Annotated in this window: 13 protein-coding genes and 1 pseudogene; 8 read left to right on the top strand and 6 right to left on the bottom strand. The window is 75.8% G+C overall.

All coding sequences use genetic code 11. From position 1 onward, the window contains the following. Nucleotides 1–248: 248 nt before the first annotated feature. The 3 genes from ACFXAM_RS32415 (at nt 249) to sph (ending at nt 4500) form a co-directional block, all read left to right on the top strand. Nucleotides 249–1268, top strand: coding sequence for a deoxyribonuclease IV (locus ACFXAM_RS32415; protein WP_380296681.1), 1020 nt, complete (start codon nt 249–251; stop codon nt 1266–1268). A gap of 79 nt (nt 1269–1347) precedes the next feature. Continuing rightward, complete coding sequence (locus tag ACFXAM_RS32410) at nt 1348–3444, top strand: MMPL family transporter (protein WP_380296679.1); 2097 nt, start codon at nt 1348–1350, stop codon at nt 3442–3444. Between the two features lie 72 nt (nt 3445–3516). Continuing rightward, on the top strand, nt 3517–4500 hold the full coding sequence (sph, locus tag ACFXAM_RS32405; protein WP_380296677.1) for a sphingomyelin phosphodiesterase: 984 nt from the start codon (nt 3517–3519) through the stop codon (nt 4498–4500). 18 nt (nt 4501–4518) lie between these two features. Here sph and ACFXAM_RS32400 read toward each other — a convergent pair whose 3' ends face one another. From ACFXAM_RS32400 to ACFXAM_RS32390, 3 genes are all read right to left on the bottom strand, one after another. Further along, a complete protein-coding gene (locus ACFXAM_RS32400; RefSeq protein WP_380296675.1) occupies nt 4519–4770 on the bottom strand; it encodes a hypothetical protein in 252 nt (83 codons plus the stop codon). A 3-nt stretch (nt 4771–4773) separates the two neighbouring features. Further along, entirely contained in the window at nt 4774–7974 is a 3201-nt protein-coding gene (locus ACFXAM_RS32395) for a DEAD/DEAH box helicase (protein ID WP_380296673.1), read from the bottom strand. Between the two features lie 117 nt (nt 7975–8091). After that, nucleotides 8092–8418, bottom strand: a complete 327-nt coding sequence (locus ACFXAM_RS32390) for a putative quinol monooxygenase (protein ID WP_380296671.1) — start codon at nt 8416–8418, stop codon at nt 8092–8094. 232 nt (nt 8419–8650) lie between these two features. Here ACFXAM_RS32390 and ACFXAM_RS32385 point away from each other — a divergent pair, with 232 nt between their 5' ends. From ACFXAM_RS32385 to ACFXAM_RS32365, 5 genes are all read left to right on the top strand, one after another. Then, the gene (locus tag ACFXAM_RS32385) at nt 8651–8845 is read left to right on the top strand and encodes a YegP family protein (RefSeq protein ID WP_380296669.1); all 195 of its coding nucleotides are present in this window, start codon (nt 8651–8653) and stop codon (nt 8843–8845) included. A 144-nt stretch (nt 8846–8989) separates the two neighbouring features. Further along, nucleotides 8990–10228, top strand: a complete 1239-nt coding sequence (locus tag ACFXAM_RS32380) for a glycosyltransferase family 4 protein (protein WP_380296667.1) — start codon at nt 8990–8992, stop codon at nt 10226–10228. Further along, nucleotides 10225–11415, top strand: coding sequence for a glycosyltransferase (locus ACFXAM_RS32375; RefSeq protein ID WP_380296665.1), 1191 nt, complete (start codon nt 10225–10227; stop codon nt 11413–11415). Before ACFXAM_RS32380 ends, ACFXAM_RS32375 begins: the two co-directional genes overlap by 4 nt. Continuing rightward, nucleotides 11412–12344 carry an SGNH/GDSL hydrolase family protein gene (locus ACFXAM_RS32370; RefSeq protein WP_380296663.1) on the top strand — a complete coding sequence of 311 codons (933 nt, stop codon included), beginning with the start codon at nt 11412–11414 and terminating at the stop codon, nt 12342–12344. Before ACFXAM_RS32375 ends, ACFXAM_RS32370 begins: the two co-directional genes overlap by 4 nt. A 1012-nt stretch (nt 12345–13356) precedes the next feature. Continuing rightward, nucleotides 13357–13794, top strand: coding sequence for a DUF6188 family protein (locus ACFXAM_RS32365; protein ID WP_380296661.1), 438 nt, complete (start codon nt 13357–13359; stop codon nt 13792–13794). Here the strand turns inward: ACFXAM_RS32365 and ACFXAM_RS32360 are convergent. The 3 genes and pseudogenes from ACFXAM_RS32360 to ACFXAM_RS32350 all read right to left on the bottom strand — a co-directional run. Next, nucleotides 13763–14137, bottom strand: a complete 375-nt coding sequence (locus tag ACFXAM_RS32360; RefSeq protein ID WP_380296659.1) for a hypothetical protein — start codon at nt 14135–14137, stop codon at nt 13763–13765. The two genes, ACFXAM_RS32365 and ACFXAM_RS32360, sit on opposite strands and share 32 nt — an antisense overlap. Nucleotides 14138–14197: 60 nt before the next feature. Continuing rightward, nucleotides 14198–14590 carry a roadblock/LC7 domain-containing protein gene (locus ACFXAM_RS32355; protein WP_380296658.1) on the bottom strand — a complete coding sequence of 131 codons (393 nt, stop codon included), beginning with the start codon at nt 14588–14590 and terminating at the stop codon, nt 14198–14200. 82 nt (nt 14591–14672) lie between these two features. Beyond that, nucleotides 14673–14872: pseudogene (locus ACFXAM_RS32350) on the bottom strand (hypothetical protein); the annotation flags it as partial.

Here is a 14872-nt window from a genome sequence, read left to right as displayed (position 1 = left end):
GCCACCAGGGTTGGGCTGCCGGACTGACGGGGCGTCGGGCCGGGCGTGTCCGGGGCCGCGCCCGGCGGCGGCCCGGCAGCGGCCCGGCGTCCGGTGGCGGCCCGTCAGCCGGCGCGGACCCCGGCGCGGCCCCCCGGCCGGAGCGGCGGGCGGAGCGGCGGGCGGAGCGGCGGGCGGAGCGGCGGGCGGGAACCGGCCGAAGGCCCCGGCGTGCCGTCCGTCCCGCTCCGCGTGCCATGCTCGGAGCCATGAGCACCACCAGCCCCGCCCCCGTGATCCCCGCACCGGCCGCCGCCCCGGGCCCGCCCTCCCCGGCCGCCCGCCGCCACCCGGTCGGCGCCCATGTGCCGGTGGCGGCCCGGGGCCTGGCGGGGACCGGCCTGGCGTACGCCCGCCGGGTGGGCGCCGAGACGGTGCAGGTGTTCGTGGCGAACCCGCGCGGCTGGGCGACCCCGGCCGGCAACCCGGCGCAGGACGAGGAGTTCCGCGCGGCCTGCGCCGAACGGGCGCTCCCCGCCTACGTCCACGCGCCGTACCTCATCAACTTCGGCTCGGACAACCCGGCCACCCGTGAGCGCTCGGCCGACTCGCTGCGCCACTCGCTGCTGCGCGGGCACGCGATCGGCGCGCTGGGCGTGGTGCTGCACACGGGTTCGGCGGTCGGCACGGCACCGGACGGCGGCTCGCGCCGGGCCGAGGCGATGGCCCAGGTCCGGGCCGATGTCCGCCCGCTGCTGGACGAGCTGGACGCGCTCGGCGAGGACGCGCCGTGGCTGCTGCTGGAGCCGACCGCCGGCCAGGGCCGCTCGCTCTGCTCGCGGATGGAGGACCTCGCCGAGTACCTGGACGCGCTGGACGGCCACCCCCGGGTCGGGGTCTGCCTGGACACCTGCCACGCCTTCGCGGCCGGGCACGACCTGGCGGCGCCGGGCGGCGTCCGGGAGACCCTGGACGCACTGGTCGGGGCCGCCGGCCCGGGCCGGCTGCGGCTGATCCACGCCAATGACTCCGAGGACGCGGTCGGCGCGCGCAAGGACCGGCATGCCAACATCGGTGACGGCCTGATCGGCGCCGAGCCGTTCCGCGAGCTGTTCGAGCACCCGGCCACGGCCGGCGTCCCGCTGATCGTGGAGACCCCGGACCGCAAGCACGGCGGCGACGGCACCGGCCATGCCCGGGACATCACCGCGCTCAAGGCGCTGCGGGCCCGCGCCGCCGCCCTGCCCGGCGAGGTCCGCCCCGCGCCGCCCCGCCGCCTCCCCCGGTAGCACCTCCCGGGCTGCCGGTGCGCGGCCCCGATGGCAGGCTGGGACGCGTTCACGCGTCCCGAGGACGGGGGGTCTCCCGATGAGCCCGACCCGGAGGTTGGCCGAGCTGCCGTGCGGACGCCGCAGCAAGTGGGTGGTGCTGGCCCTGTGGCTGGTGCTGCTGGTGGTGGCGGGCCCGCTGGCGGGCAAGCTCGCCGACGCCGAGGACAACCAGGCCTCCAGCTGGCTTCCGAGCAACGCCGAGTCCACCCGGGTGCTGAACGAGCAGCGGGCGTTCCAGCCGGTGGACACCGCCCAGGCGGTGGTGGTCTACGTGCGCGACGGCGGGATCACGCCCGCCGACCGGGCCGAGGCGGCCCGGGACGCCGAGGCCTTCGCCGCCGCCCCGCACGTGCTCGGCCGGATCACCGGACCGGTGGAGTCGGCCGACGGCCAGGCGCTGCAGACCATCGTGCCGGTCGACATCGGCACCGGCGGCTGGCAGGACCTGCGCCCGGCCGTGGACAGCCTGCGCGCCACCGCCGCCGGGAACAGCCTCGGCATGACCACCCATGTCACCGGCCCGGCCGGGGTCGGCGCCGACCAGGCGGAGGCCTTCGCCGGGATCGACTCCACCCTGCTCGCGGCCACCGTCAGCGTGGTGATCGTCCTGCTGCTGCTCACCTACCGCAGCCCGGTGCTGTGGACGCTGCCGCTGTTCTCGGCGGCCGGGGCGCTGGTGGTCGCGCAGGCGGTGATCTACCTGCTGGCCGACCACGCCGGGCTGACCGTCAACGCGCAGAGCGCCGGCATCCTCATCGTGCTGGTGCTCGGCGCGGGGACGGACTACGCGCTGCTGCTCACCGCCCGCTACCGGGAGGAGCTGCGCCGGCACGAGGACCGGCACGAGGCGATGGCCTTCGCCCTGCACCGGGCCGGGCCCGCCATCCTGGCCTCCTCCGCGACCGTGGTCGTCTCGATGCTCTGCCTGCTGGTCGCCGAGATGAACTCGACCAGCGGGCTCGGCCCGGTCTGCGCGATCGGCGTGCTGGTGGCGCTGGCCGCGATGCTGACCCTGCTGCCGGCCCTGCTGGTGATCGTCGGCCGCTGGGTGTTCTGGCCGGTGCGGCCGGCGTTCGGCACCCCGGAGCCGACCCGGACCGGGCGCTGGGCGCACGTCGGGGCCTGGATCGGGCGCCGTCCGCGCAAGGTCTGGACCGGCACCGCGCTGGCGCTGGCGGTCTGCTGCGTCGGGCTGGTCTCGCTGGACGCGACCGGTCTCAGCACGGCCGGCACCTTCACCGGCAGGCCGGACTCGGTGGTCGGCCAGGAGGTGCTGGCGGAGCACTTCCCGGCCGGCACCGGCGCGCCGCTGACGGTCGTCTCGGCGGCCGGCGAGGCCGGGGCGGTGCGCGCGGTGACGCAGCGGACGCCCGGGGTGGCGGGCACCACGGAGCCGGTGACCCACGAGGACCGGGCGATGTTCCAGGCGACGCTCACCGATCCGCCGGACAGCGGCCCGGCCAAGGACACCGTGGACCGGCTGCGCACCGCCGTGCACGCGGTGCCGGGCGCCGACGCCGAGGTGGGCGGCTCGACGGCGGTGATCCTGGACGCGGGGCGGGCCGCGTCGGCCGACAACCGGACGATCATCCCGCTCGTCCTGGGCGTCGTCCTGGTGATCCTGGCGCTGCTGCTGCGCGCGGTCACCGCGCCGCTGGTGCTGATCGCCACCGTCGTGCTGTCCTACGCGGCGGCGCTCGGCATCAGCGCGTTCTTCTTCGCGCACGTCTTCCACTTCGAGGGCCAGGACAACGCCTTCCCGCTCTTCGTCTTCGTGTTCCTGGTCGCCCTCGGCATCGACTACAACATCTTCCTGATGACCCGGGTCCGCGAGGAGGCTGCCCAGCACGGCACCCGGCGCGGCGCGGTGACCGGTCTGGCCGCCACCGGTGGCGTGATCACCTCGGCCGGTCTGATCCTCGCCAGCACCTTCGCCGTGCTCGGCACGCTGCCGATCGTCGGCTTCGCCGAGATCGGCTTCGCGGTGGCCCTCGGTGTCCTGCTGGACACCCTGGTGGTGCGCTCGGTCCTGGTCACGGCGCTGACCCTGGACCTGGACCACCGCATGTGGTGGCCGAGCAGGTTGTCCAGGCAAGTTCCTCCGCCCGAGGAGGAGTTGGCCAGACAGCTTTAAGTTACCAATGAGTTCATATGGTTATCGTTCGCCGTCTGGACGACCGTGGCCCGGCGTCGCTTGACTGCGGGCATGCCAACTCCCTCCGTGCGCCTCGCCGCCGCCTGCGCGGCCGCCGCAGCACTGATCGCCCCGCTCGCCGCCGCGCCGGGCGCGTACGCCGCCCCCGCCGAGAGCGCCTCCGTTCCCGCGCTCAAGGTGCTGACGTACAACGTCTTCCTGATGAGCAAGAACCTCTACCCCAACTGGGGCCAGGACCACCGGGCGAAGGCGATCCCGGCCGCCGCCGTCTTCCAGGGCCAGGACGTCGTGGTGCTCCAGGAGGCCTTCGACAACGCCGCCTCCGATGCGCTGGTCGCCCAGGCCTCGGCCGCGTACCCGTACCACACCCCCGTGGTCGGGCGCTCCACCAGCGGCTGGGACGCCACCTCCGGCGCCTACAGCTCCACCACCCCCGAGGACGGCGGCGTCACCCTGCTCAGCAAGTGGCCGATCCTGCGCAAGGAGCAGTACGTCTTCAAGGACGCCTGCGGCTCGGACTGGTTCTCGAACAAGGGCTTCGTCTACGCCGTGCTGAACGTCAACGGCCTGCGCACCCATGTGATCGGCACCCACCTGCAGTCCACCGACACCGGCTGCTCCGCGGGCCAGCCGGCGGCGATCCGGGCCGCCCAGCTCAAGGCGATGAAGGCGTTCGTGGACGCCAAGAACATCCCCGCCGCCGAGCCGGTCGTGCTCGCGGGGGACCTCAACATCGACGCGCACGGCGGCGAGTACCCCGCGCTGCTGGCCAACGCGGGCGTCGCCCCGGCCACCACCCGCGACGGCTGGGCGAACTCCTTCGACACCGCGGACAACTCGATCGCCGCCTACCGCTACCCGGGCGAGCCCAAGGAGGACCTCGACCACGTCCTCTACCGGGCCGACCACGCGCGCCCGGCGAACTACGCCAACACGGTGGTCCGCTTCCACAGCGCGCCGTGGACGGTGAGCAGTTGGGGCACCAGCTACACCTACCAGGACCTGTCCGACCACTACCCGGTCACCGCGGGCTGACCGGCCGGCGGCGGCGGTTCACCGGGGTCGGCCGGCCCCGGTGAACCGGCGGTAGGCGGCGGCGAGCGCGGCGTCCGGCGAGCGGCCGCGGGAGGTGGGACCGGGCGGGCCCAACTCGTCCAGCGCGGTGGTCACTCCGCCCTCCGGCTCGTCGCCCTGGCCGGGCACCGTACCCTGCCAGAAGACGTCGAGCAGCTCGGCGAGCGGGCGTTCGCCGAGGGCGGCATCGAGCCCTGTCCCGTCGAGGTCCGCGGCGTCGAAGGCGGTCACGGTTCACTCCCCCGTCACGTCGGCGGACAGCGTCAGCAGCTCGCGCAGCCGCTCGGCCGGCAGCTCGGCCAGCCACTGCTCGCCCTCGCCCACCACCGCCTCGGCCAAGGTCCGCTTGGCGTCGAGGAGTTCGCCGATCCGCTCCTCGACGGTACCGGCGCAGACCAGCCGGCGCACCTGCACGGCGCGGCGCTGGCCGATCCGGTGCGCGCGGTCGGTGGCCTGGTCCTCGACCGCCGGGTTCCACCAGCGGTCCAGGTGGATCACCTGGTTGGCGGCGGTCAGGTTGAGCCCGGTGCCGCCCGCCTTCAGCGACAGCAGGAACACCCGCGGCCCGTCCGGCGACTGGAACCGCGCGACCATCTCCTCCCGCCGCCCGCGCGGCACCGCGCCGTGCAGATAGAGCACCTCCTCGCCCAACGTCCGCCGCAGGTAAGGCCGGAGCATGGTGCCGAACTCCGCGTACTGGGTGAAGACCAGCACCCGGTCACCCTCCGCCAGCGCCTCCGTCAGCAGCTCGACCAGCCGCTCCACCTTGCCCGAGCGCCCGGCCACCGCCGTGCCGTCGTGCAGGAGTTGGGCCGGGTGGTTGCAGACCTGCTTGAGCCGGCCGATCGCCGCCAGCACCGCGCCCTTGCGCTCGACGCCGCGCAGCCCGCCGAGCCGCTCCAGCAGGTCGGCCACCACCGCGCGGTAGAGCCCGGCCTGTTCCGCCGTCAGCAGGCAGGAGACGGTGAACTCCTGCTTGGCGGGCAGGTCCTGGACGATCAGCGGGTCGTCCTTGCGCCGGCGCAGCAGGAACGGGCCGGTGACCCGGCGCAGCCGGGCCGCCGCGTCCGGGCTCCCGGTCTGCTCGACGGGGATCGCGAAGCGCTCCCGGAACGCCTCCGGGCTGCCGAACAGCCCGGGGTTGGCGAAGTCCAGGACGGCGTGCAGATCGGCCAGCCGGTTCTCCACCGGGGTGCCGGTGAGGGCGATCCGCGGGCCGGAGCGCAGCGAGCGCAGCGCCCGGGACTGCCGGGCCGAGCGGTTCTTGATGTGCTGGGCCTCGTCGGCGACGATCCGCCGCCAGTGGACGGCCCGCAGCTCGGCGGCGTCCCGCTGGACCAGGCCGTAGGTGGTGATGACCAGGTCGGCGGCCGCGTCGGGCGCGGTGCGGCCGGGCCCGTGGTGGACGTGCACCCGCAGGCCGGGCGCGAACCGGGCGGCCTCGCGCTGCCAGGTGCCGACCATCGACATCGGGCAGACCAGCAGCACCGGCCCGCGCTCGCCGCGCTGCCGCTCCAGGGCGAGCAGGGCCAGGGTCTGCACGGTCTTGCCGAGGCCCATGTCGTCGGCGAGCACGGCGCCGAGGCCCAGCCGTCCGAGCGCGTCCAGCCAGGCCAGCCCCCGTCGCTGGTAGGGGCGGAGGGTTCCGGTGAAGTCCTCGGGCAGCTGCGGGACGCGCTCGGCGGTCCCGGTCCGGCCGGCCAGCAGGTCGCCGACCGGGCCGGTGGCGTGCACGGCGGTGACCGGCAGCCCGTCCACCACCGCGCCGTCCTCCACGGCCAGTCGCAGTAGCTCGACCGGTTCCATGGTGCCGGTGCCGTGCTCGGCCAGGAACCTCACGGCGGCGGCCAGTTGGGCCTGGTCGACCTCGATCCAGCGGCCGCGCAGCCGGACCAGCCCCTGCTGGGCCGCGGCGAGGTCGGCGAGCTCCTGCTCGGTGAGCGTGGACTCCCCGAGGGCGAGGCGCCACTCGAAGGCGAGCACGGCGTCCCGGTCGACCTGCGCGGTGCGCGCCACCGCGGACGGGTCGCCGGCCGGGGCGCCTGCCGTCAGCACCAGGCCGAGCCGGGGGCGGCGCTGCCACCAGGCGGGCAGCAGGACCCCGAAGCCGGCCCGGGCCAGCGCGGGCGCGCCCTCGCGCAGGAAGCGCAGGGCGTCCTCCCGGTCGAGCCGGGCCTCGGTCGGGAAGGTGCCCGCGAGCCGTGGCCGCAGCCCCGGGTCCACCCGGAGGGCCCGGGCCAGCTCGGCCCGGTAGGCCTCGGCCGGGTCGCCCGACCCGGCGGGCAGGGCGCGGACGAGTGCCTGGTACCCCGGGTCGGCGGCGGCGCCCGGCCGCAGGGCGGCGGCGGGGACCACCAGGGAGGGGCGGGCGGCGGCGCGGACCAGCAGGTCGAGCCGCCAGGTGTCGGCGCGCACCCCGCCGTCGGGGGCGTCCGGGTCGGGGCCGAGCGGTTCGGTGAGGCGGAAGTCGAGCCGCAGCGGCGCGTCCGCCGGCCGGACGGCCTCCCAGGCGGCGAGCCGCTCGGTCAGGGCGGCGGGCGGGGCCTCGGCGAGCCGGCCGTCGGGGCCGTGCAGGGCGGCGAGGAACGGGTCGGCGGGCGGGTCGAGGTCCGCGAGGGCGACCCGGGCCTCCTGGTCGACGAGGGTGTCGAGCAGGGCGGTGAACAGGGCGGCGGCCGAGGGGGTCGGTGCGGTCGGGGGCGGTGCGGCCGAGGGCGGGGTCGGTGCGGCCGGGGTCGGGGCGGCCGGGGTCGGGGTCGGGGTCGGGGCGGCCGGCGAGGGCCGGGTGGCCGGCGAGGGCGGGGCGGCGGGGTGTTCGGCGCGGCAGACCGGCGGGCAGCCGGCGATCAGCGCGGCCGCCTCCCGGCGGGCCGGGGCGTCCGGGGCGGGCCGCCAGCGGGCGTACCACTGCCCCGTCTCCTCGGTCAGTGCCGGCAGCAGCCGTCCCCGCCCGACCAGCCGCCAGGCGAGGTCGTGCACGGCGGCCAGCCAGCGCACCGAGGCACCGTACGCCAGCTCGGCCCCGGTGCCGTCGGGCCGCCGGACAGTGGCGCCCGGCCAGTGCGGGTCGTGCAGCGCGCCGAGCAGCTGGGCGGTCTGCGCGGGGTCGAAGAGCAGTGCGGGCACCCGGCACGGCGCGAGCGTCACCGGGCGCGGCAGCGCGCCCACCGGAAGGTCCGGGGAGGGCGTCGGCCGCCCGCCGAGGGCCGGCAGCAACAGCCCGGTCCACCGTTCGGCGGCCTGCTCGGCCAGCCAGCCGAGCCCCGGTCCGACCTCCCCCAGCAGCCGCGCCACCTCACCGGCCGGGCAGGCGAACGGGTGCGCCGTGCCACCGCGCCCGCCCGGAGCGGGCGCCTCCCCGTGGTACACCGCCGCGTCCTCCGCCCAGACGGCGAGCCGGCCGTCGGCGCGCCAGAGCGCGTGCAGGGCGTACATCGGGGGGTGGCACCTCTCGGGGGCGGAAACGGAACGGGCTTCCCACCCTAGTCCGCGCCAACGACAGCGCGGCCCGCCGTCGGGAGGACGGCGGGCCGCGCGGTCACCGGAGGGCGGTCACCTGGGGGTGATCTCGCCCATCTCCCCCCAGCCGTCCATGCCGGGGATCTCGATCGAGACGATCCGCGGCTTGCCGGCCACCGCGTACGACATGTCCTCCATCGCCTTCACGAAGTGCGCGGACTCCACGTGCGCCTTGCCCGCGTCGCCGTCCCGGAACGCCTCGACCAGGACGAACTCGTGGGGGTCGTCGACGCTGCGGGACCACTCGAAGAAGAGGTTGCCGGGCTCGTCGCGGGTGGCCCGGGTGAAGTCGTCGACGAGGCCGAGCCATTCGTCGGCGCGCTCCGGGCGGACCGCGAACTTGACGGTGATGAAGATCATGGGACTTCCTTTCGTTCCACGCCCGCCCGCGGCCGTCCGGGAAGCGACGGCCTTTCAACGGGCGCAGGGGCCATTCTCCCAGGTCGGAGCGGGCACCGGGGCCCGCGGTGGTCCGCCGGGCGGGCGCACCCGGCGGACCCGTACCCGGATGGATCATCTGGCGCGCGGGGCAGGGGATGTGCCCCTACGGTGCGGTGCGAGGGGGCTTCCTGAACGAGAGGTGTCAACTGCCATGGCGGGAAAGTTCGAGCTGTACACCGATGAGAGCGGCATGCACCGGTTCCGGCTCAAGGCGAGCAACGGATCGATCGTGGTGACGGGCGACCCGCAGGAGAACCGGGACGACTGCCTGAAGAGCATCGAGTCGATCCGCAAGCTCGCCCCCTACGCGGAGCTGAAGGAGGCGGCCGCCGGGTCGGCGTCCTGAGGGCTCCGGCGGCGCGCCGAACGGGTTCGGCGGCGCCAGGGACCGCGCGGAACGCGGGTCGGCGGGACAATTCGCCGACCCGCGTTCGTTTGTACGACAGATCCCTTTGGCCGCGTGCACGCCGGACGCGGACAGAACACAGGCATGCGTGTCGTCATCGTCACCGAATCCTTTCCCCCCGAGGTCAACGGCGTCGCCCACAGCGTGCTGCGGACCGCCGAGCACCTGCTCCGCCGGGGGCACCAGCCGCTCGTCGTCACGCCGGCGCCCGCGCGCGGCGCCCAGAGTCCCTCGCACACCTTCGGCGCCGGCGGCGTGCCGCAGGAGCTGCCGGTCATGCACGTCCCCTCCGTCCCGCTGCCCGGCTACCCGCAGGTCCGGATCGCGCTGCCCAGCCGGCAGCTGGCCGCCGCGATCCGGGGGCACCGGCCCGACCTCGTCCACCTGGCCAGCCCGTTCGTGCTCGGCGCGCGCGGCGCGCAGGTCGCCGCCCGGCTCGGGGTGCCGGTGGTCGCCGTCTACCAGACCGACCTCGCCGGCTACGCGCACGCCTACCGGGCCGGGCGCGGGCTCGGCGAGGCGGCCGCCTGGCACCGGATCCGCACCGTCCACGGCCTCGCCGCCCGCACGCTCGCGCCGTCCACCCCCGCCGCCCAGGACCTCACCGCGCACGGCGTCGCCAGGGTCCAGCTGTGGCCGCGCGGCGTGGACTCCGTCCGCTTCCACCCGCGCCACCGCGACGAGGCGCTGCACCGGGCGCTCGCCCCCGGCGGCGAGGTGCTGGTCGGGTACGTCGGGCGGCTCGCGCCGGAGAAGCGGGTCGACCTGCTCGCCCGGACCTCGACGCTGCCCGGGGTGCGCGTGGTGGTCGTCGGCGACGGGCCCTCCGCCCCCGGGCTGAAGGCCGCCATGCCCGGCGCCGTCTTCCTCGGCCGGCGCACCGGCGAGGAGCTCGCCCGATGTTTCGCCACCCTGGACGTCTTCGTGCACACCGGGCCGCTGGAGACGTTCTGCCAGACCATCCAGGAGGCGATGGCCAGCGGGGTCGCGGTGGTCGGCCCGGCCGCCGGCGGTCCGCTCGACCTGGTCGCGCACCACCGCACCGGCCTGCTCGTCCCGCCCCGGGACGGCGCGGCGGTGGCCCGGGCGGTGACCGCCCTCGCCGGGGACGCCGAGCTGCGGGCCGCGTACGGGCGCGCGGGACGGGCGGAGGTGACCGCCCGCACCTGGGAGGCGGTCGGGGACCTGCTGCTGCGGCACTACGCCGAGGTGCTCGCGGAGCACCACGGGGCGGTGGCCCCCGGGACCGGGCCGGCGGCTCCGTCCTCCGCCGACGAGACCGGCCGGCCGGCCGCCCCGCTGACGGAGGAACTGTCCGCATGACCGCCGGCTCGCTGCGGATCGTCCGGGTGGCCAACTTCGTCACCCCCGTCTCCGGCGGACTGCGCACCGCGCTGCGCCACCTCGGCGCGGGCTACCGGGCCGCCGGACACACCCCCGTGCTCGTCGTGCCCGGGGAGCGGCGCACCGTCGAGGAGGACGAACAGGGGCTGGTCGTCACGCTGCCGGGCCCGGTGCTGCCCGGCAGCGGCGGGTACCGGCTGCTCACCGACCGGCGGGCGGTGGCCGCCGAACTCGAACGGCTCGCCCCCGACCGGCTGGAGGTCTCCGACCGCACCACGCTGCGCTGGACGGGTGCCTGGGCCCGGCGGCACGGCGTGCGGTCGGCGATGGTGTCGCACGAGAGCGCCGTCGGGCTGCTGCGGACCTGGGGCGCGCCCGGAGCGGCCGCCGACGCCGCCGCCGACCGGCTCAACGGCCGGACCGCCCGGTCGTACGACACGGTGATCTGCACGACCGAGTGGGCCGCCGCCGAGTTCCGGCGGCTGGGCGTGCGGAACCTTGCGCGCGCCCCGCTCGGCGTGGACCTCGCCGCCCTGCGCCCGCCCACCGCCGCCGACCGCGCGGCGGAGCGGGCCCGGTACGCGGCCCCGGAGCAGGTGCTGCTGGTGCTCTGTTCCCGGCTCTCCACCGAGAAGCGCCCCGCACTCGCCCTCGACGCCCTGGCCGCGCTGCGCTCCGCCGGGGTGGACGCGGTGCTGGTGGTGGCCGGCACCGGGCCGCTGCGCTCGCGCCTCGCCGCCCGGGCCGCGCGGGAGCGGCTGCCGATGCACCTGCTCGGCCACCTGGCCGGCCGGGACGCCGTCGCCCGGCTGCTGGGCTGCGCGGACGCGGTGCTGGCGCCGGGGCCGGTGGAGACCTTCGGGCTGGCGGCGCTGGAGGCGCTCGCCTGCGGCACCCCGGTCGCCGTCAACCGGGGCTCCGCCCTGCCCGAGCTGGTCGGCACGGCGGGTGTGGCCGCCGAACCGACCGGCGCGGGCTTCGCGGATGCGGCGCGCGAACTGCTCGCACGCCCCGAAGCGGCCCGGCGCGCTGCCGCCCGCGCCCAGGCCGAACGGTACGGCTGGCCCGCGGCCGTGGCGGCCTTCCTCGCCGCGCACGGCACGGCGCCCGTCACCGCCGCCGTCGACGTCGCCGTCGCCCCGAGGAGCGGGAGGGAGGCCCGGTGAACACCGTCGCCGCAGTGGACGGAGGGGGCGGCACCGTCCCGGACGCCGCGCACGGCGCGACCCGCGGGGACGGCCGGCGGACCGGCGAACCGGTGCGGTTCGTCGCCCTCGGCGACTCGCTCACCGAGGGCATCGGCGACCCGATCGCCGACGGCTGGCGCGGCTGGGCGGCCCTGCTCGCCCGGTCCCTGGCCCCGCCGCAGGCCGGGGTCGAGTTCACCAACCTCGCCCGCAGCGGCGCACTCACCACCGATCTGACGACGGAGCAGCTGCCGGCGGCGATCGCGCTGCGGCCGCAGTTCGCCGCCGTGGTGGCCGGCGGCAACGACACCCTGCGGTCCGGCTTCGACGTCGGCCGCACCACCACCGCCCTGGACACCGTCCTCGGCCGGCTCATCGGCAGCGGCGCGGTGGTGCTCACCGCCTGCCTGCCCGACCCGGGCGCCCTGCTGCGCCTGCCCCGCCCGCTCGCCCGGCCGCTGGCCCGGCGGATGCGGGCGGTGAACACCGTGGTGCACGCGCTCTCCGCCCGCCACCGGGCGGTCCACCTGCACATCGCCGAACTGCCCTGGACGGCGCAGCGCCGGCTGCTCAGCGTCGACCGCCTCCACCCGAGCGCCGAGGGCCACCACCTGATCGCCCGCGGCTTCCACGAACTCCTCGCCACCGCCGACCGCCCGCTCGGCCCGGCCCCCGCCCCGGAACCCGCCGAACCCCCGCCCGGCACCCTGTCCGACGTCTGGTGGATGGCCACCAAGGGCACCCGCTGGATCGCCGACCGCAGCACCGACCTGCTCCCCGGCCTGGTCGTCCTCGCCGCCACCGAGGGCTACGCCCGCCTCCGCGGCACCACCGACCACCAGGACCGCCACATGACCCACGCCACCACCACGGCCCTCTCCACCCTCCCACCCAACCCCACCCCGTAACCCCCAAACCACCCCCCGCCAGCAGAAACGTTTCCGCCCCGACGGCCACCCCCACCCACCCGCCGGAACAAGAAGTCGACGTGGCCGACTTCCCACTCCCCTCCCAACCGGCGAACGGCATGGAGCACACGCGAAGTGCGCAGCCAGGAGGGCAGCCGCCCTTGCCCGACCACAGGAGTAGAAAGTCAGCCACACCGACTTCCCACTCCACCCCAACCAGAGCACCTCAGCGCCGAGCTGAAGGAACGTTTCCCCTCACGTGGAGAGCGGACCCCGGAGGCCACTTTCACGCAGCCGCCGGAGTGGAAAGTCGGCCACATCGACTTCCCACTCCACCCCAGCCGGCGAGGGAGGTGAAGCATGCGCGAAGTGCGCAGCCAGGAGGGCGGCTACTCTCGGGCGGCCGCGGGAATAGGAAGTCGGCCACATCGACTTCCCACTCCAGCTCAACCGGCGCATGGGGTGGAGCTCGCGCGAAGTGCGCAACCAGGAGGACGGCTACTCTCGGGCGGCCGCAGGAGCAGAAAGTCGGCCACACCGACTTCCCACTCCACCCCAACTGGCCGACTGGAATGCCGAGATGCAGGAACGTTTCCTCCGACGTGGCGGGCAGATCCCGGCGGCCGCTTTCACGCAGCTGCTGGAGCAGGAAGTCGGCCACATCGACTTCCCACTCCACCCCAACTGCCGGAGCGGAACGCCGAGATGCAGGAACGTTTCCTCGGACGTGGCGAGCGGATCGCGGCGGCCCCTGTCACGCAGTGCTGGAGTATGAAGTCGGCCACGTCGACTTCCCACTCCAGCTCAACCGGCGCATGGGGTGGAGCTCTCGCGAAGTGCGCAGCCAGGAGGGCGGCCACCCTTGCCCGACCGCCGGAGTGGAAAGTCGGCCACGTCGACTTTCCACTCCGGACCGAACGGTGGAACGGGGGGCGAGGTGGAGAAAGGTTTCTGCTGGCGTGGGGGGCGGGGTGGGGGGACAGGCGGCGTCCCGCCCGTCCACACTGGCACCATGGAGAACACGCAGCACGTGAGGCGCTCCGAGGACGCCCTGGTCGGTCGGCGGGTGACGGGGGTGCGCGGGGGCGACCGGCTCGATCTGGTGCTCGACGGGCCGGTGACCGTCCGGGTGACGCAGGAGTTCCGCCTCGCCGGGGCGACCGGGGTCGGGATCTTCTACCCGGCGCTGACCTTCCGGCCCACCCGACCACTGCTCGGTCTGGTCGGCCGGACGGTCTCCTCCGCCCGGGTCACCCCGGCCGGAGGGCTGGAGCTGGTCTTCGCCGGCGAGGGCGGCGGGACGTTGTCCGTCCCGCCGCACGCGTTGCTGGGACCGTGGCGCGTGGTCACGCCCGACGGCACGCTCTGCGCGGGGCTCCCCGGCGGCGAGGTGGTCCGGTCCGAGGGACCGGACCCCGTCAGACCTCCAGGTCGGCCTCGATCCTGGTGAGCTGGTGGCGGGCCATCGCGAGGTTGGCCCGGCTCTTGTCCAGCGCGAGGTAGAGGAACAGGCCCTTGCCGCTGCGGCTGGTGAGCGGGCGGATCAGGTGGTACTGGCTGCTGAGGGTGATGAGGATGTCCTCGATCCCGTCGGTGAGGCCCAGCATGTCCATGGTGCGCATCTTGGCGCGGACCACGTCGGTGTTCCCGGCGGCGGCCACGTTGAGGTCCAGGCCGCCGGGGCCGTCGAGGGTCGCCAGCGCCATGCCGCTGTTGTAGTCGACCAGGGCCGCGCCGATGGCGCCCTCGATCACGGTCATGGTCTGCTTCAGCGCGCCTGCGGCGTCGGTCATCTCGGTGTCTCCGGTTCGTCGGTGAGTGAGCGGGTGAGTGAGCGGGGACGGCCGGGGCCGTCAGAGCTCCCGGGCGTCCTTGGGCAGCAGTGCGTCGTTCAGGAGCGCGGCGATCCGCCGGGCGGAGCGGCGGGCCTCCAGGTGCAGGCGGCCGACGTTCGCGTCCGGGTGGGCGAGCAGGGTGAGCACGCAGCTGCCGCCGGCCGCGTAGATGGCGACGTAGCCGTTCTCGCCGCGCACCAGTGACTCCCGGAACTCGCCCTGGCCGGTGCTGTCGGCCAGCCGTTGCGCCAGGCTGAGCGAGGCGGCGGTCATCGCCGCCAGGCCCGAGGGCTCGGTCCCGTGGGTGTCGTGGGCGACCAGCAGGCCGTCCACGCTCGCCACCAGACCGCCCGCGAGGTGCGGCATCCGGTGCTTCACGGCGCGGAGTTCGGCCAGCAGCTCGGTCTCCAAGGCGATCAGTTGTCTCCTTCCGACACGCTGCTTGAGCGCCCGCCTCATGACCGTGCGGGCGGGGTCGCGGGCGGAGCGTGGTTCAAAGTCGGGCCTCCAGAAGGGTTCGGACCCGGACCAGCAGCGCGACGTCCGGATCGTTGGCGGTGAGCGGGGCGGCGCCGGGCTCCGGTCCGCGCCGCCCGCGACTGAGGGCGGCGAGCGCCGCGCCGGGCACCCGCCGGTGCAGCCCGCCGGGGCCGCGCGGCGCCGGCACCCCGTCGCCCGTGCCCGGCAGCGTCC

Origin of the sequence: Kitasatospora sp. NPDC059462 (genome assembly GCF_042749955.1) — a bacterium.
GTDB lineage: Bacteria > Actinomycetota > Actinomycetes > Streptomycetales > Streptomycetaceae > Kitasatospora.
Note: the sequence above shows the minus strand (reverse complement) of the source record. Positions and strands in the feature narration are given on the sequence as shown.